The organism is Variovorax sp. V35, assembly GCF_041154465.1.
In the GTDB taxonomy this organism is placed as follows: domain Bacteria; phylum Pseudomonadota; class Gammaproteobacteria; order Burkholderiales; family Burkholderiaceae_C; genus Variovorax; species Variovorax boronicumulans.
The window spans coordinates 4,673,463-4,692,827 of the sequence record NZ_AP028666.1 but is presented as its reverse complement, the minus strand read 5'-3'; the positions used below and the strand labels follow the sequence as shown (position 1 = coordinate 4,692,827).

Here is a 19,365-nt window from a genome sequence, read left to right as displayed (position 1 = left end):
CTCGGGGCGCGTCCCGAAAACTGAACATGCCTGCCCGGTCGATTTCCTAGACTTCTTCCAACCCAAGGCAGCCGGTGGCCGCGAGCCCCGAACCTCACTTCAACCCAAGGCCAACGCGCGCACTCGTCATTCTTGCATGTCACCTCCTGCGTCCTACAAAGCACCCTTGCGCGAACTGCGCTTCGTCCTGAACGACCTGCTCGGCATCGATGAAGAGTTGAAGGCGCTTCGCCCCGCGGACCTCCCACACCGCGTCGCAAGGGCGAAGGGAGACCCGACGCGAGGCGTTCGCCCCGCGCCATGACCACCATCTACATCGACGAAAGCGGCCACAGCGGCGACATGGTCGACAGCGGCACGGGCTACGACTTCAAGCGGCAACCCTACTTTGCTTTGGCGGGCGTCGGGCTTCAGGACGAAGAGGAGTGGGATGCGCGCCTCCAGGCGTTGCGCGATCGCCATCGCATTCCCTCGGGCAAACGCGATGCCCGATCGCTGGCATCCAGGCCGGAGTTCTCCGCGGCCGTGATCCACGCCTTGCTCGACCGGCGGGCCCCGCTGTTCGTCGAGCTGGTCGACAAGCGCTACTTCATCTGCTCCTGCATCACGTCGTTCCAGCTGCTGCCGTCCTGCCTGGGCTACCCCGAGTCGATGCGGCTCGACTTACTCAGGAATGCCGTCGCGGATTTCCTGCACGTCCATGCCGATGCGCATGTGCTGGACAGCTTCGTCGCGTCCTGCCTGACGCCCGAGGCCGGAACACTTCACGCATCGTTTGCCAGCCTGCGCGAGCTGGCCGTGCAAGCCGCCGAGGAAGAAGAGGCCGCGGCGCAGGTCGCCAAAGGGTTCGGCCGCATCGTCGAAGCGGCGAACACCGAGTACCACGCGCTGAGTGGGGTCCAGCATCAGCCCTGGCTGGAGTTTCTTCCGCCTTCCGAGCTCAACACGTCGTCGACGCAGGCCTGGACGCTGCCGAACCTGACGTCGTTCATGCGCATCTACGCCCGGATCCATCTCTACTACCGGCACTGCCTGGCCGATGTCCGGCTGGTGCACGACCAGAATTTCGAGGTGCAGCGCATCCTGGGGCAGGGGAAGGCCGCTGCCGAAGGCGCGGACCGTGCGATGGAACTGCTGTGCACGCCCCCGTCCGACCACCGCTTCGAAGAAGTGGCCGCCCTCGATTTCAGGCAATCGCACGAAGCGGCCGGCGTGCAGATGGCCGAGGTGGTGGCGGGCGCCACCATGCGCTTCTTTCGCGACCTGCACGCAGGCGGATGCGTGTGCCCCGCGCTGCGCGAGGCCATGGTGCGGCTGATCTCCGAAGGCGACGAGCGCACGGGGTACGGCCTCAAGCAGGTGGTGCCGACCCGCCAGGTTCGCATCGGCGCCGAAGAGGCGTGGGCCTGAGCGGACGATCGCGTCTCGTCGACCGCCGACGCGGAACCTTCGGGCGAGCAGGGCCTCCTATCTGGCTTCTCCGCTTCTTCCCCCACCCCGTTTCGCCCGATGAATGAAATCCGCAATGCCGCCGCCGAGCTCGCTCTTTTTCGCCGCCGCGTGGTGGTGGTCGGTTGTGCGGTGTTGTTCGGATTCGGACTGATCGGCGCGCGGCTGGTCTACCTGCAGGTGGTGCGCCATGAAACGCTGGCGGACCGGGCCGAGAGCAATCGCACCGCGATCGTTCCCGTGGTGCCCAACCGCGGGCAGATCCTGGACCGCAACGGCGTGGTGCTGGCGTCCAACTACGCGGCCTACACGCTGGAGATCACGCCGTCGAAGGTGGGCGACATCGCCACCGTCGTCGACGAGCTGGGCGAGCTGCTCGAAGTGACGCCCAGGGACCGCCGCCGCTTCCAGCGCCTGCGCGAGGATTCGCGCAGCTTCGACTCCCTGCCCATCCGCACCCGCCTGAGCGATGAAGAGGTGGCGCGCTTCGCGGCGCAGCGCTACCGCTTCCCCGGCGTGGAAATCAGGGCGCGGCTGTTTCGCACCTACCCGCACGGCGAGGTGGGTGCACACGTGATCGGCTACATCGGCCGCATCAACCAGCGCGAGAAAACCGCGATGGACGACTGGGAGGAAGACGAGCGCGCCAACTACCGGGGCACCGACTACATCGGCAAGGTCGGCATCGAGCAGAGCTACGAAAAGGCGCTGCACGGCCAGACCGGCGTGGAGCAGATGGAAACCTCGGCCGGCGGGCACGCGGTGCGCCGCCTGTCGCGCCACCCCGCCAAGCCGGGACAGACGGTGATGCTGTCGCTCGACATCAAGCTGCAAAAGCTCGTGGAAGACATGTTCGGCGAACGCCGGGGCGCGCTGGTCGCCATCGACCCCAAGACCGGCGAGGTGCTGGCCTTCGTGAGCAAGCCCACCTTCGATCCCAACCTGTTCGTCGAGGGCATCGACACCGAGAACTGGAAGGCGCTGACCGAGTCGCCCGACAACCCGCTGCTGAACCGCGCGCTGCGCGGCACCTACCCGCCGGGCTCCACCTACAAGCCCTTCATGGCGATGGCGGCACTGCAGACCGGCAAGCGCAGCGCCGACAAGGTGGAGAACGACCCGGGCTTCTACAACTTCGGCGGGCGCACCTTCCGCAGCCACCGGGGCGGGCTGGGCGGTGTCGACATGCACCGCGCCATCCAGTTCTCAAGCAACACGTACTTCTATTCGCTGGCCGCCGAGATGGGCGTGGACCTGATCCACGACTTCATGGCGCCCCTGGGCTTCGGGCAGTTCACCGGCATCGACCTGCAGGGCGAGTCGCGCGGCGTGCTGCCCAGCCGGGCGTGGAAGCGCGCGGCCTACCGGCGCGCCGACATGAAGACCTGGCACCCGGGCGAGACGATTTCGCTGGGCATCGGCCAGGGCTACAACAGCTTCACGATGCTGCAGCTGGCCTCGGCCAATGCCACGCTGGCCAACGGCGGCGTGCGCTACCAGCCGCACCTGGTGCGGGCCATCCGCGACACGTCGACCGGCGAGGTGGTGCGGCAGGTCCAGCCGCCGGCCCAGGACCTGGGCTACGCGCGCAAGCACGTCGAGGTGGTGCGCGACGCGATGGTGGCGGTCACCAAGGGCGGCACCGGCACGCGCGTGTTCGCGGGCGCCGCGTACACCTCGGCCGGCAAGACCGGCACCTCGCAGGCCGTGGGCCTGAGCCCGAAGGCGCGCGCGAGCGGCAAGGCCCTGGAGGCGCGCCAGCGCGACCACGCGCTGTACATGGCATTCGCCCCGGCCGAAGACCCGACCATCGCGGTGGCCGCGATCGTCGAGAACGCGGGCTTCGGCGCGGCGCACGCGGCGCCGATCGTGCGGCGCGTGTTCGACTACTGGATTGCGGGGCAGTACCCGAACGACGCCGACATGGCGGCGGTGCAGGTGGGGAAGGCCGGCGCGCCCATCGGCCAACCGCTGGTGGCCAGCGAGGTGCCGGTGCTGGACGATGGTGCGCAGGGGGATGAGGCTGGGGTGCTCTGAGGGGGCGGGGCGGATGCGCCCCCTTGCGGATGGCAAGCCACCACGCCGGCTGCAGCTCGCACGCGGCCGGGAGAGAATCTCCTGATCCCAAGTCCGCCTTCTCCCTCGACCCGATCTTCGAACGCCCGTGACCTCCACCGACCTCCAGGGCTTCATCCTCACGCGCCACTGGCGTGATGCACCGACCGGCACCGAGATCGAGTACTGGCTGGCCACCGAGGCAGGGCCGAGGAAAGTGGTGCTGACTTCCCGCAGCAGCGTCGCTTTCGTCGCCGCCCGGCACAGGGCGGCGGTGGAAGTCCACCTCGCGGCCGTGCCGGGCGTGCAGTTGCGCGAGCTGGAGCTCCGGAATTTCCAGCAGGAAGCCGTCCTCGGCGTCTATGCGACGCACTTCCGCCAGATCGGCCGGTTGGCGCGCGCCCTGCAGGCGCAGGGCATTCCCTTGCTCGAAGCCGACGTGCGCCCGCACGACCGCTACCTGATGGAGCGCTTCATCACCGCCGGCGTGCGGGTGGAAGGCGGGCGCGCCGAGGGCGCCACGCTCGTCGACTGCAAGCTCAGCCCAGCGCCTGAATTCCGGCCGGTACTCAAGGTCGTGTCGCTGGACATCGAGACGAGCCAACATGAAGGGCTCTACTCCATTGCGCTGGACGGCACGCCGGAGCGGGTCGTCTTCATGCTCGGCGAGCCGCCGGCCGAGCCGGGCGGCCCCATGGACTTCTCGCTCGTCTACTGCCCGAGTCGCAAGGCGATGATCGAGCAGCTCAACGACTGGTTCGAGCGCAACGATCCCGACGTCCTCATCGGCTGGAACGTGGTCCAGTTCGACCTGCGCGTGCTGCAGAAGACCGCCAACGACTGCGGCGTGCCGCTGCTGCTGGGGCGGGAGCGCCGGCCCATCGAGTGGCGCACGCATCCGGGCAAGCAGGGCTACCTGTTCGCGCCCACGCCGGGGCGGATCGTCCTCGATGGCATCGAGGCGCTCCGGGCCGCGGTGTGGAGCTTTCCGTCGTTCAGCCTCGAGAACGTCTCGCAGACGCTGCTGGGCGAAGGCAAGGCCATCGGCGACGAGTACGACAAGATGGCGGAGATCGAGCGGCGCTACCAGCACGACAAGCCCGCGCTCGCGCGGTACAACATCCGCGACTGCGAGCTGGTCCTGCGCATCTTCGAGAAGGCGAAGCTGCTGCAGTTCATGATGGAGCGCGCCCAGGTCACCGGTCTGCAGGCCGACCACTTCGGCGGCTCCATTGCCGCGTTCAGCCACCACTACCTGCCGCGGATGCACCGCCTGGGCTACGTGGCGCCGAACGTGGGCGAGATTGCGAGCAAGGCCTACCCGGGCGGCTACGTGATGGACTCGAAGCCGGGCTTCTACGACTCCGTCGTGGTGCTGGACTACAAGAGCCTCTACCCCTCGATCATCCGCACCTTCCTGGTCGATCCGGTGGGCCTCGTCGAGGGTTCGAACGCCGCCGATCCGGCCGGGCTCATCCACGGACCGCAGGAGACCGTCTTCTCGCGCGACAGGCACTGCCTGCCGCAGATCGTGACCACGCTCTGGCACGCGCGGGACGAGGCCAAGCGGGCGAAGAACGAGCCGCTGTCGCAGGCGCTGAAGCTGCTCATGAACTCCTTCGCCGGCGTGCTGGGCGCGTCCGAGTGCCGCTTCTTCAACCCGAAGCTGGTGTCCGCCGTGACCCTGCGCGGGCACGAGATGATGAAGCTCACGCGCGAGTTCGTGGAACAGCGGGGCTACGAGGCCATCTACGGCGACACCGACTCGATCTTCGTCTGGCTCAGGCGCACCCACACCAACGAGGAGGCGCACGCCGTCGCGGCCCGCCTGGCGGCCGACATCAACGAATGGTGGGCGCGCACGCTGCGCGAGGAGCAGGGCCTGCAGAGCTTTCTCGAGATCGAGGTCGACACCCACTACAAGAAGTTCTTCATGCCCACCATCCGCGGCTCGGAGGTCGGCAGCAAGAAGCGCTACGCCGGCCTCAGCGTGGATGCCGCGGGCAAGGAGGAGATGGTGTACCGCGGCCTCGAGATGGCGCGCAGCGACTGGACCCCGCTGGCGCGCCAGTTCCAGGAGGGCCTGCTGTCACGCATCTTCCAGGGCGAGCCCTACAAGGCCTTCGTGACCGACTATGCGAAGGCGACGCTGGCGGGCGCCAAGGACGACCTGCTCATCTACCGCAAGCGCCTGCGCCACCGGCTCGACGACTACCTGGTCAACGTGCCGCCGCAGGTGCGGGCCGCGCGCATCGCCGACGAGCACAACGCCCGGGTCGGCCGGACCCAGCAGTACCAGAAGGGCGGCTGGATTCAGTACGTCATGACCCGCAACGGGCCGGAGCCGCTGGAAACCCGCCACTCGCGCATCGACTACGAGCACTACCTCACCCGGCAGCTGCAGCCGATCGCCGACGCCATTCTTCAGCCCATGGGAGACAGCTTCGCGGCCTTGACGACGTCGCAGCGCGAGCTCTTCGAGCCAGGATCGCCGTGAAGCGACCGCAGGATCAGGTGCCGGGCCGCGGGTCCTTGTCCGTGATGGACAGGTCGACCGGCACCCGCGTCTCGTGCCGGAGGTTCCCGGGCATCTCGAACACCACCGTGAGGTACCCCTTGACGCGCTCGAAGGGCTTGTCCAGCTTCACGTAGAAGCCCCGCTGGCTGCTCAGGGCGTTGTCGTAGGTCCAGAGCGAGAAGTCCTGCAGCGACGGCGCACCGCCGTCGTCCTTCAGGCGCAGCTTTTCCTGCTTCTCGTTGGTCAGCGCGTAGTCCTTGATCCGGTAGGTGGCAGCGTCGGCGATGTCGTCGTTCGTGTTGACGATGTGGCCGTTGCGCTTGTATTCGTCGACCTTGGCCTTGGGCAGCGGGTAGTAGGTCAGCACGTCGAACGCGCTCGCCGGCTTTTTCCGGATCAGCGTCTGGTCGGAATTGATGACCATCACATGGGCACCGAGTTGCGTGAGCAGCGCCCGCGCCTCGTCCGGGGTGTACGGCTGGCGCGGTGCGGCAAGGGCCTGGGAAGCGGGCAGGGCGAACAGGGTGGACAGGACCAGCGGCAGCAGTTTCTTCATCGGGGAGCCCGTGCGGGATGAATGGCGGATGCCGGCCATTAGGCCATGGCAGCGTCATGCCCCCGGGGTGCTCCTAGTCGTCGTCGCGCACCCGGTACTGCCCCATCAGCGTGCGCTGCACGGTCGGCGGAACGGCCTCGTAGTGCGACAACGCGATGGTGTAGCGCCCCTGGCCGCTGGTCATCGCGTTGAGCCGCGACTGGTAGTTGGCCAGCTCCACCTCGGGCACCTGTCCGCCGATGGCCACCGTGCCGGCCCCCAGGCCCGACGTGCCGGTGACCAGGCCGCGCCGCGACGACAGGTCGCTCGTGACGTCGCCCACGGCATGCTCGGGCACGGCGATCTCGATCTGCACGATCGGCTCGAGCACGGCCGGTTGCGCCTCGCGGATCGCCGCCATGAAGGCCTTGCGGCCGGCGGTCGCGAAGGCGATGTCCTTGCTGTCCACGCTGTGGTGCTTGCCGTCGTACACCACCACGCGCACGTCGACCACGGGGTAGCCGGCGATCGCGCCGTAGGCCAGCACTTCGCGCACGCCCTTCTCGACCGCGGGGATGAACTGGTTCGGAATGGCCCCGCCCCGGACTTCGTCGGCGAACTCGAAACCCGCGCCGCGCGCCAGCGGCTCGATGCGAAGGAAGACTTCGGCGAACTGGCCGGCGCCGCCGGTCTGCTTCTTGTGGCGGTGATGGCCTTCGGCCGGCGCGGTCACGGTCTCGCGGTAGGCGATGCGCGGCGGCCGCGTCAGGACCTCGAAGCGGTACACCTCGCGCAGGCGTTCGAGCACGAGGCGCAGGTGCAGCTCGCCGAGGCCGTAGAGCACCGTCTCGTTGGTCGCGGCCACATGCTCGATGCGCAGGCACGGGTCTTCGGCCGCGAGCTTGCCGAGGATTTCCCAGGCGCGCTGCTCGTCGCCATGGCGCTTGGGCTCCACGGCCAGGCCGTACACGGGCACCGGGAACGGCAGCGGCGCGAGGTGCACATGGCTGTCTTCGGCCGCATCGTGCAGCACGGCATCGAAATGGATCTCGTCGACCTTGGCCACCGCCACGATGTCGCCCGGCACCGCGTGCGACACCTCGACGTGGTCCTTGCCCTGGAGCATGAACAGGTGCCCCACCTTGAAGGGCTTGCGGCCATCGCCGATGTAGAGCTGGCTGTCGCGCGTGACCGTGCCCTGGTGCACGCGGAAGATGCCCATCTTGCCGACATAGGGGTCGATCGTGACCTTGAACACGTGCGCCAGCACGTGCAGCGACGGGTCGGGCCGGGCCTGCATGGGCTGGGCCTGCGCGCCTTCGCCGACGAGGAACTCCGGCGGGTTGGCCTCGGTCGGGTCGGGCAGGAGCTTGACGATCACGTCCAGCAGCTCGGCCACGCCGGCGCCGCTGCGCGACGAGGTGAAGCACACCGGGATCAGATGGCCTTCGCGCAGCGCCTGCTCGAGCGGCGCGTGCAGCTCCGAGGGGTCGACGTCGCCTTCCTCGAGGTAGCGGTCGACGAAGGCTGCGTCGACCTCGACCACCTGTTCCACCAGCGCGCGGTGCGCCGCTTCGACGGGGCCGAAGTCGGAACGTCCGAAGCGGTTGAAGAAGCAGTCGATCACCTGCCGGTTGACCCCGTCGGGCACGTTCAGCGGCAGGCATTCGCGGCCGAAGGTGGCCTGGATGTCGGCCAGCAGGCCCGACAGCGAGACGCCCTGCGAGTCGATCTTGTTGACGACGATCACGCGGGCGAGGTGGCGCGAGGCCGCGTAATTCATCATGCGCACCGCCATCGGTTCGATGCCGGTGGCGGCATTGATGACCACCGCCACCGTCTCGACCGCCTCCAGCGCCGGCAGGCTCTGGCCGAGAAAGTCGGGGCCGCCGGGCGTGTCGATGAGGTGGATGCGCGTGGCGGCGTGCGTGAGGTGCATCACCGAGGCGTTGAGCGAATGCAGCATGCGGCGCTCGAGCGGGTCGTGGTCGCTGACGGTGCTGCCGCGCTCGACGCTGCCGCACGCGCCGACGGCGCCCGCCTTGAACAACAGGGCCTCGGCCAGGGAGGTTTTGCCGGCGGCCGCCGCGCCCACCAGCGCCAGCGTTCGCACTGCTTCCATTTCGGCCGCGAGGCCGTTCGATCGGCTTGGCATGGCGGGACTCCTTTGCGCGTCCGCAAGGCCGGCCCGGCGGCCCGCAAGGGCTCGGGTGCTGCGCATCGACGCCGGGCCAGCGTACGGGATTGACCGTGCCGATGCAAGCCGGGGAGGGCGCGCCGGTCAGCCGCTCAGGGCTCCTGCGGCGCGGTGCCTTCGGATGGCGGCCGGTCGGCGGGCAACCTGCCCAGCCGCGACGAGGTCGCGCGCTCCGTGCGGATCTTTCGCAGCGTGTTCGTCAACGCCTGCGGGCTCGTGTTGAGCTGCCTCGCCGCCTTGGCCGGGCGCATGCCCTCGACCAGCACCAGCCGCGCGGCGGCAAGGGACGGGGTGGCCTGCAGGTGCAGCAGCTCGGCCACCTGCCAGAACTCGGCCGAGGTGAAGGTGCCGAGGTCCGGCGGTAGCGAGCGCGAAGGGACGGCCTGGCGTTTCTCGAAAACGCAGTGGGGCGCCGGGTCCATCTGCCCGACCCGCGCGACCAAGGCCTCGAGGTAGGCCTGCGTGGCGGGGGTGTTGGAAACCCAGTTCGAATGGATGACCAGCTTCGTCCCGTCGTCGGGGAACGTGTGCTCCCAGCTGACCCTCAACTCCGTCATGGCTGGCTGCGGAACGAGCGCATCGTGGGGCGGCTCGTTTCCATGTGATTTTTTTGCATTCGTGCAGTATGTCGCGACATCTCTCGCATTCTTTCTTCGATGTCGCCAGTGTGACCGATGAAGGTGGGTTTTATCTCGGGTTTTCGGTGTAGGCGAATGGAAAGACGGGCTGCCTCGCGGCGATGTGGCACGCGATACCCAGCGGCCGCCGGAGGCGAGCCAAGAAGGGCGCACGAACACGCGCCGCGCGCGACCGGCGCGACGAGGGTCGTCTTCCTTGCGGTCTGTCCGCCCTAGGCCGATGCGGCCGATGGCTGGGCGGATGCGGCCTGCGGTTGTTCCTGCGAGGTGTGGACCGGCGCGGGGGGGCCGCAGTCGTCCGGCATCTTGCGCGAGGTGCCTCTCACGAGGTGGCGGGGCACGTGATGTGTCTTGATGAAAAGCGCCAGCGCCTCGCTGCGCGCGGGCTCGGAGACCGGTAGAAACATGTGCAAAGCGCTCATGGTGTCGTTCCGTCGATGCCAGGCAGGAAGGCGGCGCACCCGCTTGTGCCGGGTGGCTGGCGACCCCTGGCATGGCCGCCCGGCGAGCATTATGAGCGTCTGGATCAACCGCGTTGGCGCTGATGTCTTAGGGCGCTCGCGGTGCCGATTCCGAGGCGCCCCGATCCCCCGCTAGAAGGCGTGGCGAATGCCGAAGTCGTAGCCGGTGGAGGTCTTTGGCGTGAGCCCCGCGGTCTGCACGAAAGCCGGCCCGCCGGTGGTGAGGGCCGCGCCGTTCTTGTTGCGCACATGGCCCACGGTCGCGTACAGCGCGGTGCGCTTGGACAGGTTGTGCACGTAGCCCAGCGCCAGCTTGTCGGCCTTGGGGTTCTTCGTCGCGGCGAACGGTGCGCCGGTAGGGGCCTGGTCGTAGGTGACGTGCGAGTACGCGGCGCGGATCAGCCCGGCGCCGACGGGCACGGTGACGCCGACGACGTAGCCCTCGAGGTCCACCTTGCGCAGGCCGCCGCCGAGCGCGGGTTGCGCCAGGTCGCGCGCGTGCCGCGAGCGCGACCACTCGCCGAAGAGCTTGACGCTGCCGAAGTGGTACGAGGCGCCGAGGTTCATCGTCTTCACCGAGTCGGTGCTGCCTGCGTAGTAGTTGTCGGCGACGGTGCTGTCACCGTAGGCCACGGCCAGCTGCAGCGGTCCGCTCGCGTAGCCCAGGCGCCCGCCGATGTAGCGGCCTGCGCGAGAAGGCGCGACCGCGCCGGGGTTGCGCGCGCCGGTGACGGGATGCACGCCCGGTGGCGTCGCGGTGCCGGGGTCGTAGCTGTCGCGCTCGTGCAGCGCGTACTGCAGCTGCCCGTGAAAGCCGCCGAGGTTCGGCGGCAGGAAGTAGCCGATGGAGTTGCTCGCCCGCACGTAGTTCGCGTTGCCCGCGAAGGCCGTGTTGGCCGCGAGGATCAGGTTGCCGCCGGCGCCGTTGGTGTTGATCGGGTCGAACAGCGTGTCGTTCCAGAAGGTCGGCGTGAAGTCGCGGCCCAGGCGGATCTCGCCGAAGCCGCCCGAGAGGCTCACGGTCGAGCGGCGCGAGAAATTCGCGATGCCCATGGCGCCGTCGTCGTTGGTGATCGGGGCTTCGAGCCAGAAGCTGGCGGCCAGGCCACCGCCCAGGTCTTCAGTGCCGCGAAAACCCAGGCGGCTGGTGCTGTAGCCGGAGTGGCCGAGGGCGGCGCGGCGCACGGTGACGGCGGGCGTGAGGCCGCGCGGGTCTTCCGAGCGGTTCGAATAACTGCTGACCATCGCATCGATCACGCCGAAGACGGTGACCGAGGATTGGGCGGAAGCGGCACCGGCCAGGGAGATGATGGCCAGGGCGATCAGGGATTTGTTCATCGCGTGGATTCCAGAAAGTGGGAAGGCGCAGGACGAGCGGCGCCACGACAGCCCGGGAGCGGGCTGCACGGAGGTGTTGAGTGAGCGGAGATGAAGAGGGCGCGCGCGACGAGGGCATCGCGGCGCCTGCAGGCCGAGCAGGCCGGCGTTGTGCGCTAGGTCGTGAAGGTGATGCTGGCCTGCTGCGGCCCGATGCGCTGCTGCGCGGCCACTTGCTGCGCCTTGAGCTTCGCCCAGTCGACGCCGAGCATCTTTCCGTGCCGCTTGCGCGCGGTGCCGGCGACCCACACGCTGTCGATGTCGGCCTGCGATGCGAAGTTCATCACCCGGTCGGCCAAGCTGCCCAGCATGGCGAAGCCGATGCGGTCGGTGCGCAGCAGCACCAGGTCGGCGCGCTTGCCGACCGTGAGGCTGCCCGTGACGTTGCCCAGCCGCACGGCTTTGGCGCCGAGTGCGGTGGCGAAGTCGAGCGTGTCTTCCGATTTGTAGTCGCGCACGATCTCGCGCCCCTCGGGCTCGAGAAAGAGGCTGAGGAACGCGCAGCGCACGTGCTCGAAGTAGTCCTGCTGCAGCACCGAGTTCACGTCGATGCCGATGCCGGTGGCCACGCCGGCGTGGCGCGCGCGGCCGTGCGCGGAGGCCATGAGGTGCGGCGTCATCATGTAGGGGAACTCGCCGACCACCGTGGCGCAGAGCATGCCGCCGGTGTCGCGCAGCATCTTGAGCTCATCGTCGGTGAGACGGTTGCCGTGCGACGCGTGGTAGTCGGGCCCGAGCAGCCCCGCCTCATGCAGGTCGACGATGCCGGAGCCGCGGTGCCCGATGGTGCCGGCGGGCTGCGGCTGCGCCGTCTTGTGCACGTGCGCGGCAATCATCTTCACGCCAGTGGCGCGGGCGCGTTCCCATTCCTTGCGCACCTCGGCCACGGGGCGGCCGGTAGCGTTCGAGGGCGCCAGGCCCAGCTGCAGCAGGCCGTTGCTGTCGGAGAACAACTCCTTCTGCAGGCGCTCGACGGTCTTCCAGTTGGTTTCGGTTGTCGTGTTGAGGTCGGCATGCACGCGGGCCGTCGAGATCGTCGAGCCCGGTCCGAAGGCGGTTGCGCGCCCGAGCTGGAAGGTGAACCAGCCGGCCACGCCCGAGTCCTTGACGCCGCGCGCGGCGGCCAGCGCTTTTTCTTCGGTGGGCTGGCCGTGCGCGTAGTCGAGCACGGTGGTCACGCCCGCGTCGATGGCCTGCAGGCCGCCGATCAGTTCCGCGAGGTAGTTGTCCTCGGGCGTCATGCAGGCCATGGTGCGCCGCTGCCAGCCGATGTAGCCCTTGGCGTAGGCATTCGGTTCGGCCTTGACGATGCGCCCTGCATCCAGGCCGTGCCACATGTGGCGATGGCCGTCGATCATGCCGGGCATCAGGATCATGCCGCGAGCTTCGATCACCTCGGCATCGCCGGCCGGCAGGCGCTTGCCGATGGCGGCGATCCTGCCGTTCTCGACCAGCACGTCGGTCGCCTGCAGCTCCTTGTTCAGCGGGTCCATCGTGAGCAGGTCGGCGCCGCGGATCAGTGTACGTCGCGCGGGGCCGCGTGGCGACGCAGCGGGCTTCGGCGTTTGCGCCATGGCCTGCGGGGCAAAGGCCGCCGCGGCGGCTGCGCCGGCCGACAGTCCGAGGAAAGCCTTGCGGGTCAATCCGGCCGGTGGCGCCGAGCCCGAGGGCGGGGCGATCTTGGGTGGGGTCATGTCTCGTTCCGTGGTTGTAAGAGTCCGAGGATGTTGACATTTTCATTTTTGACAATAAACATCGCCCGAAGAAAAAACTGTTTTCCTGAGAGGAAAGAATATGGACCGCCTCACGGCCATGTGTGTGTTCCGCAAGGTGGTCGAGCGCGGGAGTTTCACGGTCGCCGCCGAGCAGATGCGCATGTCCAACGCCTCGGTGAGCAAGTACGTGGCGGCGCTCGAAAACCACATCGGCACGCCCCTGTTGGCGCGCACCACGCGACGCATCAACCTGACCGACGCCGGGCGCAGCTACTACGACAAGTGCGTGCGCATCCTCGACGACGTGGAAGAGGCCGAGAAGTCCGCCGGCCAGCTGCAGACCACGCCGCGCGGGCTGCTGAAGGTGCGCGCGCCGGTGTCGCTCGGCACGGCGCACCTGGGCCGCACGGTGGCGGATTTCCTGGCAGGCTTCCCCGAGGTGACGATCGACATGACGCTCAACGACCGCTTCGTCGATCCGGCGGAAGAGGGCGTCGACGTGGCGCTGTTCATCGCCGACCACGTGAAGGACGCGACCGGCGCCACGCGCGCCATCGCGAAGATGCCGCGCATGCTGGTCGCTGCGCCGGCCTATCTTGCAGCGCGCGGCGCACCCGCCGTGCCGACGGATCTCGTGCGCCACAACTGCCTGGTCTACACGCGCGGCCAGACGCCCGACGAGTGGCGCTTCACCGAAGCGGGAAGCGAGCGCATGGTGCGCGTCGGCGGCAACTGCCGCTGCAACAACAGCCTCGTGCTGCGCGAGGCGCTGCTGGCCGGCGCGGGCATCGGCTTGCTGCCCGCGTTCCTCGTGACGGGCCACCTCGCCGACGGCAACCTGCACACCGTGCTGCCCGGCGTGGTGCCCGAACCGCGCACGCTGTTCGCCGTGTTCCCGCAGCCGCGCCGACCCTCGCCGAAGGTGCGCGAGTTCGTGAACTTCGTGGCGCGCAGCTTTGCGGCCGACAGCCAGTGGCAGCTCGAAGCCGAAGACGCGGCGGCAGCGGCCTAGATTTTTTCCTTTCAAGAAATCATTTCTTTCTTTGAACGCCGTTTATTGATCGAAACGAAATCGTCAACATCCTCGGACCCTTTGAAACCCCGAGTGAGACATGACGCACACCCTGATCAAGAACGCCAGCATCCTGACGCGAGACCCCAAGCTGGGCGACCTGCACGGCAGTGACCTGCTGATCGACGGCGACCGCATTGCCGCCGTCGGCCCGAACCTGCAGGCGCCACCCGACGCCGAGGTCATCGATGCGAAAGGCATGGTGCTCATGCCGGGCCTGATCGACGGCCACCGCCACGTCTGGGAAATCATCGACATGGGCCGCCTGGTCAAGACGCGCCCGGCCGAGTACGCGCCGTACTACCAACAGTGGAAGATGCGCACCATCGTCTCGATGACGCCCGAGGACAACTACCTCGCCGAACTGATCGGCGGCCTGCAGGCCATCGACTCCGGCGTGACCACCGTGCTCGACTACGCGCACGGCCAGCCCAGCGAAGACCGCGCCATGGCCGCCGCGCAGGGCCTGCGCGACTCCGGCATTGCCGGCTGGTTCGCGTTCCAGCTCGGCGTGTCGTCCTCGTACAAGCCGGGCGACACCGTGTCGCTGGCCAAGGCCGACGGCGAGCGCATCGCGATGACCAACGAATCGCACTGGAAGACCGCCGAGCGGCTGCAGAAGGAACTGTTCTCCGACAGCACGGCGCTGCTGCAGCTCGGCCTGGCACCGAGCGGCAACAACGGCAGCCGCATTGAGGACATCCGCAAGGAATGGACGCGTGCGCGCGGCATGGGCGTGAAGATGCTCGCGGCCCACATCCACAAGCCCGAGCAACCGCACGCCCCGGGCGTGATGGGCCACCGCGATTCGGGCATGCCCGACCTGCACGAAGCCGGCCTGCTCGGCCCCGACTACCAGGCCACCCACGCCAACCGGCTCACGTCGGAAGAACTGAAGATGCTGCGCGACACCGGCGGCATGATCTGCGCGACCGCGATGGGCGAGTTCCCGTACGTGATGTCGCCGAGCAAGGGCCCGTCGGTGCACGGGCGTGCGCGCGCGGCCGGCGTGCCCACGGGCATGGGCATCGACATCTCGCTGGCGCTCACGGGCGATTACTTCGAGCACATCCGCGCCACGTTCTGGAGCCTGTACCTCGACCCCGAGTGCCGCGGGTACGTCGGCCGGTACACGTCGGAAGACATCCTGGACTTCGCCACCTCGATGGGCGCGCAGGCGGTGCGCCTGGGCGGCGTGACGGGCACCATCACCGTCGGCAAGCGCGCCGACCTCGTGCTGCTGAGCACCGACCGCATCGGCTTCGGCATGGCGGGCAGCCTGGCGGACCGCGTCGTCACCTTTGCGGGCACGCCCGATGTCGACAGCGTGTGGATCGCCGGCAAGGCGCGCAAGCGGCACGGCAAGATGCTCGGTGTCGATTGGGCGAACCTCAAGGCCCGGCTGGTGCAAGCGCAGGAGCGCGTGGGGGCGCAGGCCGCCAGCATCAGGTTCGTCTGAGGCATTGCCGCACGCCCGCCTTCGAAGACCCCACCATGAAAAAAATACTGAGACTCTTCGCGTTCGCCGCGCTGCAACTCGGCGCCGTGGCATCGCACGCGCAAACGGCCGACACCTGGCCGAACCGGCCGGTGCGCATCGTGCACGGCTTTGCGCCGGGCGGTCCCATCGACCACCTGGCGCGCCTGCTGGCCGCACAGTTTCACGAGCACTTCAAGCAGTCGGCCATCGTCGAGGCGAAGCCGGGCGCGGGCGGCACCATGGCCGCGCGCTACGTGGCGCGCAGCGCACCCGATGGCTACACGCTCTTTCTCATGGCCTCCGGCCATGCGGCGGCGCCCAGCCTGTACGGCGCGCTGCCGTACGACGCGGTGAACGACTTCACCATGATCTCCATGGTGGCGCAGAGCCCGTTCGCGATCATCGCGAACCCCAACGCGAAGTTCGCCACCGTGCAGGAGCTGATGAAGAGGGCCAAGGCCGTGCCCGGCACCATCGACTACGGCTCGGGCGGCAACGGCAGCGGCATGCACCTGGCCGCGGCGCTGCTGCAGTCGCGGGCGGGCGTGCGCTTCAACCACGTGCCCTACCGCGGCGGCAGCGCCACCGCGTTGGCGGTGGTGAGTGGCGAGGTGCCGATCATCGTCACGTCGATGGCCGGCATGAGCGCCTACATCGACAGCGGCAAGGTCAAGCCGCTGGCCGTGACCTCGCGCCAGCGCTTCGCGCTGTACCCCGACGTGCCGACCATTGCCGAAACCGTGCTGCCCGACTTCGACGTGACCGCCTGGTACGCGCTGGGCGGGCCGAAGAACCTGCCGCCGGCCATCGTCGCGAAGCTCGCCGAGATGGTGCGCGTCACGCTCAAGCGCCCCGAGGTCGCCGAAGGCCTGCGGCTGCAGGCGGCCGATGCGTGGTCCACCACGCCGGCCGAGGCGCAGGCTTTCGTCGCGAAGGAAGTGACGCGCTGGACCCAGGTGGTCCGCGACGAGAAGATCTCGGCGCAGAACTGAGACGCGGCCGGCCATGCGCTCCGACGAGAACCGGTCAATGGCGAGCTGGCACGCCCTCGGCTTCATCGGCGTGGTCGTGCGTGTGGCCGATGGCCTTCAGCACGCGCGCATCGGTGTGCGGCGGCAAGGCGGCACCGTGGCGCGGCGCCACGTGCACGGGCTTGCCGTCGACGAAGGTCAGCACGGAGCGGATCTTGTGGATGTCGTCGGGCGCCACCGTGAGGAAGGGCGCATCGAGCACCGCGAAGTCCGCGAGCTTGCCCACCGTCAACGAACCGCGATGCGGCTCGCTGAAGGTGAGCCACGCGGCGTTGGCCGTGTACAGACGCAAGGCTTCCTCGCGCGTGAGCAGGTGGTCGGCGCGGCGCTGCACGGCGCCGCCAACGGCGCGGCCCGTCACGTGGTACTCGATGGCGCGCCACACATTGATCACGCCGACGCGCGTGGAATCGGTGCCTCCGGCCACCCTCAGGCCCTTTTGCAGCGCCAGCCGGGTGGGCGGCGAGGCCTGCGCGGCCTCGGCGCCGTGCGCCTCCTGGATCGCCGGCGCCTCGAAGTACGGGCCCATCTGCACCGTGTACGCCAAGCCCAGCTTGCGCATGCGTTCGAAGGTCTGTTCGGAGCCCGTGTTGATGTGCGTGAGGGCCCATCGCAGGTCCTTGAAGGGGCGCGTCTGCGCGACCTTCTCGAGCACATCGAGGATGGCCTTCGCGCCGTCTTCGGTGTAGGCGTGGATCTCCAGCGGATAGCGTCGTTCGGCCGCGAACAGCGCAGCCTGCGCCAGTTCGTCGCGGGCGGATTGCGGCGGATTGAAGCCCGCGCTCATGCGCACGCCGTCGTTCATGCCGAAGGCCAGCACTTCGCCCACGCCGAGAAAGCGCAGCATGTCGTCGCCGAACAGCGGCGGCAGGTAGGCCAGGCTGGTCCGGAACCAGGCGGTCTCGTTGCTGGGCGCGAGGGCCGATGCGCGGTACGCGACGCGCACGGTCAGTGCCTTGTCGCGCCACAGCGTGAACAGCGGGCTGTAGATCGCGTGGTCGCCCGCGGCCGGGTCGACGACGCCGGTCACGCCCAGGCGGTTGAGCTCGCGGAAGAAGGCCTGCAGGCTGGCGCGGTTCTCGGGCTCGGGGCGCGCGCTGATGCGAGCGAACAGCGTGGAGAAGGGGCCGATGCCGCCGAGCAGCTTGCCGGTGGCTCGGCCCTGCGCATCGCGTTCCACCGTGATGCCGGGCGGCAGGTCGGCGCCGTTGTCCAGCCCCAGCACGTCGATCGCCTGGCGGTTGACGACGGCGTAGTCGTACAGGTACTGCACGTAGGCGGGGTTGTGCGGCAGGGCGGCGTTCAGGTCCTGCGGTGTCGGCGCGCGTTGCTCGACGAACTGCGCCGGATGCCACGCGCCCATCACCGCGACCCATCGGCCGGGCCCGCGCTTCACAGCCTCTTGCGCAAGTTGGTCGAGCGCGCCGGAGAGCGTGGTCTGTTCGTACCAGTAGCTCTCGAAGGTGAAACCCTGGCCGCCGCGGATGGCATGGATGTGCGCATCGATGAGGCCAGGGACCACCGTCTTGCCGCCCAGGTCGATGACGCGGGTGTGCGCGGTGCGCAGTTTGCGGATGGCGGTGTTCGAGCCCACCGAGACGATGCGGTTGCCGCGCACCGCGAGCGCTTGCGCACGGGGCTTGGCGGGGTCCATCGTGAGGAGTTCGCCGTTGAGCAGCAGCGTGTCCGCCGCTTGCGCCACGGGCAGCCACAGCAGCGCGAGCGCCGCGGCGGCTGCCGCGACGAGCCGTCGTTGTATCGGTCGTTTCATGGGCTGCGTTCAGAAAGCGTGGTTCACGCCGAGCTGAATGCCCGACGAGCGCTGGCCCGGCACACCGGCCGGCGACGAATCGGCCACCACATAGGCAGCATTGCCGCGGTTGCTGATGCGCGAGTAGGCGCTGTACAGCGTGGTGCGCTTGCTCAGGTGGTGCGCGTAGCCGATGGCGAACTGGCGCGCGGTGCCGTCGGTCTCGAGGCCGGGGCCGGAGCGCTCGGAGCGCGCGAACGACACGCGGATCTGCCCCGCGCCGACGGGAACCGACGCGCCGATCAGCGCGTTCGTCTGCCGCTCGCGTCCCAGCCGATGGCGCAGGTAGTTGGCATAGGCCTTGACGACGCCGAAGTCGTAGCTGCCGCCGACGGTCACCGTGCGGTAGTCGTCGACGCCGATGGCAGTCTGGCCGTAAGCGGCGGCCACGTTGAGCGGGCCCGACTCGTAGCCCAGCCGCCCGCCGCGGTAGCCGGCGCCCTGCGTGCCTTCAGCCGCTGCGAACATGAACTGCCCGTACAGGCCGCCGAGGCCGCGCGGCAGAAAGTAGCCGGCCGAGTTGCTGGCGCGAGCCTGCGTGCGGGCGCGGCCCAGGCCGAGCGGCCAGCCTTCGACGATGTTGCTGCTGCCTCCCACGCCGACCGTGCCGAAGGGCGAGAAGCTCGACACGTTCCAGAACGTGGGCGTGTAGTCGCGGCCCAGGCGCAGCTCGCCGAGGTCCTTGCTCATCAGGCTCACGGTGGAGCGCCGGCCGAAGCCGCCCTGCGTCTCGCCGGTGTCGGGCAGCACGGCGGTCTCGAGCCAGAAGCCGGCCGCGAGGCCGCCGCCCAGGTCTTCCACGCCCCGAAAGCCCAGGCGGCTGGGCAGCAGGTAGCCGCCCTGGTCCATGGCCTTGGTCGAGGCGTTGCCGGCTTTCGAATAGGTGAAGTTCAGGTCGATGCTGCCGAACACCGTGACGGACGATTGGCCGTGCGCGGCGCCGAGCGCACCGGTGGCTGCGAGCGCCAGCAGAAGTTTGTGTGGTTGTCTCATATTTTTCTTTCGAAGCGGAGCGGTCGGTTGGGGG

The 19,365-nt window shown here is 68.8% G+C and carries 15 protein-coding genes; 7 read left to right on the top strand and 8 right to left on the bottom strand.

Annotated features, from left to right (window positions below):
• Positions 1–136 precede the first annotated feature (136 nt).
• From ACAM42_RS21580 to ACAM42_RS21565, 4 genes are all read left to right on the top strand, one after another.
• The gene (locus tag ACAM42_RS21580) at positions 137–304 is read left to right on the top strand and encodes an acyl-CoA dehydrogenase N-terminal domain-containing protein (RefSeq protein ID WP_369632793.1); all 168 of its coding nucleotides are present in this window, start codon (positions 137–139) and stop codon (positions 302–304) included.
• Complete coding sequence (locus ACAM42_RS21575; protein WP_369629337.1) at positions 301–1,410, top strand: DUF3800 domain-containing protein; 1,110 nt, start codon at positions 301–303, stop codon at positions 1,408–1,410. Before ACAM42_RS21580 ends, ACAM42_RS21575 begins: the two co-directional genes overlap by 4 nt.
• Positions 1,411–1,509: 99 nt before the next feature.
• Positions 1,510–3,486: a penicillin-binding protein 2 gene (mrdA, locus tag ACAM42_RS21570; RefSeq protein WP_369629336.1), complete on the top strand. Its 1,977-nt coding sequence runs from the start codon at positions 1,510–1,512 to the stop codon at positions 3,484–3,486.
• A gap of 127 nt (positions 3,487–3,613) precedes the next feature.
• Positions 3,614–6,001, top strand: coding sequence for a DNA polymerase II (locus tag ACAM42_RS21565; RefSeq protein ID WP_369629335.1), 2,388 nt, complete (start codon positions 3,614–3,616; stop codon positions 5,999–6,001).
• Between the two features lie 13 nt (positions 6,002–6,014).
• Here the strand turns inward: ACAM42_RS21565 and ACAM42_RS21560 are convergent, their stop codons facing one another.
• The 6 genes from ACAM42_RS21560 to ACAM42_RS21535 form a co-directional block, all read right to left on the bottom strand.
• Entirely contained in the window at positions 6,015–6,578 is a 564-nt protein-coding gene (locus ACAM42_RS21560; protein WP_369629334.1) for a hypothetical protein, read from the bottom strand.
• Between the two features lie 73 nt (positions 6,579–6,651).
• The gene (gene fusA, locus ACAM42_RS21555) at positions 6,652–8,712 is read right to left on the bottom strand and encodes an elongation factor G (protein ID WP_369629333.1); all 2,061 of its coding nucleotides are present in this window, start codon (positions 8,710–8,712) and stop codon (positions 6,652–6,654) included.
• Between the two features lie 134 nt (positions 8,713–8,846).
• Complete coding sequence (locus tag ACAM42_RS21550; protein WP_062471967.1) at positions 8,847–9,311, bottom strand: hypothetical protein; 465 nt, start codon at positions 9,309–9,311, stop codon at positions 8,847–8,849.
• A 293-nt stretch (positions 9,312–9,604) separates the two neighbouring features.
• Positions 9,605–9,814 (bottom strand): hypothetical protein, encoded by a 210-nt coding sequence (locus ACAM42_RS21545; RefSeq protein WP_369629332.1) that lies wholly within the window; start codon positions 9,812–9,814, stop codon positions 9,605–9,607.
• A 171-nt stretch (positions 9,815–9,985) separates the two neighbouring features.
• Positions 9,986–11,191 (bottom strand): porin, encoded by a 1,206-nt coding sequence (locus tag ACAM42_RS21540; RefSeq protein ID WP_369629331.1) that lies wholly within the window; start codon positions 11,189–11,191, stop codon positions 9,986–9,988.
• A 155-nt stretch (positions 11,192–11,346) separates the two neighbouring features.
• Positions 11,347–12,924 carry an amidohydrolase family protein gene (locus ACAM42_RS21535; protein WP_369629330.1) on the bottom strand — a complete coding sequence of 526 codons (1,578 nt, stop codon included), beginning with the start codon at positions 12,922–12,924 and terminating at the stop codon, positions 11,347–11,349.
• A gap of 100 nt (positions 12,925–13,024) precedes the next feature.
• On the opposite strand from ACAM42_RS21535, the gene ACAM42_RS21530 reads away from it, so the two are divergent.
• The 3 genes from ACAM42_RS21530 (at position 13,025) to ACAM42_RS21520 (ending at position 16,489) form a co-directional block, all read left to right on the top strand.
• Positions 13,025–13,957, top strand: a complete 933-nt coding sequence (locus ACAM42_RS21530) for a LysR family transcriptional regulator (protein WP_369629329.1) — start codon at positions 13,025–13,027, stop codon at positions 13,955–13,957.
• A 100-nt stretch (positions 13,958–14,057) separates the two neighbouring features.
• Positions 14,058–15,476 carry an amidohydrolase family protein gene (locus ACAM42_RS21525; RefSeq protein ID WP_369629328.1) on the top strand — a complete coding sequence of 473 codons (1,419 nt, stop codon included), beginning with the start codon at positions 14,058–14,060 and terminating at the stop codon, positions 15,474–15,476.
• 35 nt (positions 15,477–15,511) lie between these two features.
• Positions 15,512–16,489, top strand: coding sequence for a Bug family tripartite tricarboxylate transporter substrate binding protein (locus ACAM42_RS21520; protein WP_369629327.1), 978 nt, complete (start codon positions 15,512–15,514; stop codon positions 16,487–16,489).
• 34 nt (positions 16,490–16,523) lie between these two features.
• Here the strand turns inward: ACAM42_RS21520 and ACAM42_RS21515 are convergent, their stop codons facing one another.
• Together ACAM42_RS21515 and ACAM42_RS21510 are read right to left on the bottom strand one after the other, a co-directional pair.
• Positions 16,524–18,299, bottom strand: coding sequence for an amidohydrolase (locus ACAM42_RS21515; RefSeq protein WP_369629326.1), 1,776 nt, complete (start codon positions 18,297–18,299; stop codon positions 16,524–16,526).
• 9 nt (positions 18,300–18,308) lie between these two features.
• Positions 18,309–19,331: a porin gene (locus ACAM42_RS21510; protein ID WP_369629325.1), complete on the bottom strand. Its 1,023-nt coding sequence runs from the start codon at positions 19,329–19,331 to the stop codon at positions 18,309–18,311.
• Positions 19,332–19,365: the final 34 nt, after the last annotated feature.

Excerpts from the sequence above, each read along its gene's own strand:
- ACAM42_RS21580 (WP_369632793.1), top strand. The coding sequence starts at position 137 with ATGTCACCTCCTGCGTCCTACAAAGCACCCTTGCGCGAACTGCGCTTC.
- ACAM42_RS21575 (WP_369629337.1), top strand. The coding sequence starts at position 301 with ATGACCACCATCTACATCGACGAAAGCGGCCACAGCGGCGACATGGTC.
- mrdA (WP_369629336.1), top strand. The coding sequence starts at position 1,510 with ATGAATGAAATCCGCAATGCCGCCGCCGAGCTCGCTCTTTTTCGCCGC.
- ACAM42_RS21560 (WP_369629334.1), bottom strand. The coding sequence starts at position 6,578 with ATGAAGAAACTGCTGCCGCTGGTCCTGTCCACCCTGTTCGCCCTGCCC.
- fusA (WP_369629333.1), bottom strand. The coding sequence starts at position 8,712 with ATGCCAAGCCGATCGAACGGCCTCGCGGCCGAAATGGAAGCAGTGCGA.
- ACAM42_RS21550 (WP_062471967.1), bottom strand. The coding sequence starts at position 9,311 with ATGACGGAGTTGAGGGTCAGCTGGGAGCACACGTTCCCCGACGACGGG.
- ACAM42_RS21545 (WP_369629332.1), bottom strand. The coding sequence starts at position 9,814 with ATGAGCGCTTTGCACATGTTTCTACCGGTCTCCGAGCCCGCGCGCAGC.
- ACAM42_RS21540 (WP_369629331.1), bottom strand. The coding sequence starts at position 11,191 with ATGAACAAATCCCTGATCGCCCTGGCCATCATCTCCCTGGCCGGTGCC.
- ACAM42_RS21535 (WP_369629330.1), bottom strand. The coding sequence starts at position 12,924 with ATGACCCCACCCAAGATCGCCCCGCCCTCGGGCTCGGCGCCACCGGCC.
- ACAM42_RS21530 (WP_369629329.1), top strand. The coding sequence starts at position 13,025 with ATGGACCGCCTCACGGCCATGTGTGTGTTCCGCAAGGTGGTCGAGCGC.
- ACAM42_RS21525 (WP_369629328.1), top strand. The coding sequence starts at position 14,058 with ATGACGCACACCCTGATCAAGAACGCCAGCATCCTGACGCGAGACCCC.
- ACAM42_RS21520 (WP_369629327.1), top strand. The coding sequence starts at position 15,512 with ATGAAAAAAATACTGAGACTCTTCGCGTTCGCCGCGCTGCAACTCGGC.
- ACAM42_RS21515 (WP_369629326.1), bottom strand. The coding sequence starts at position 18,299 with ATGAAACGACCGATACAACGACGGCTCGTCGCGGCAGCCGCCGCGGCG.
- ACAM42_RS21510 (WP_369629325.1), bottom strand. The coding sequence starts at position 19,331 with ATGAGACAACCACACAAACTTCTGCTGGCGCTCGCAGCCACCGGTGCG.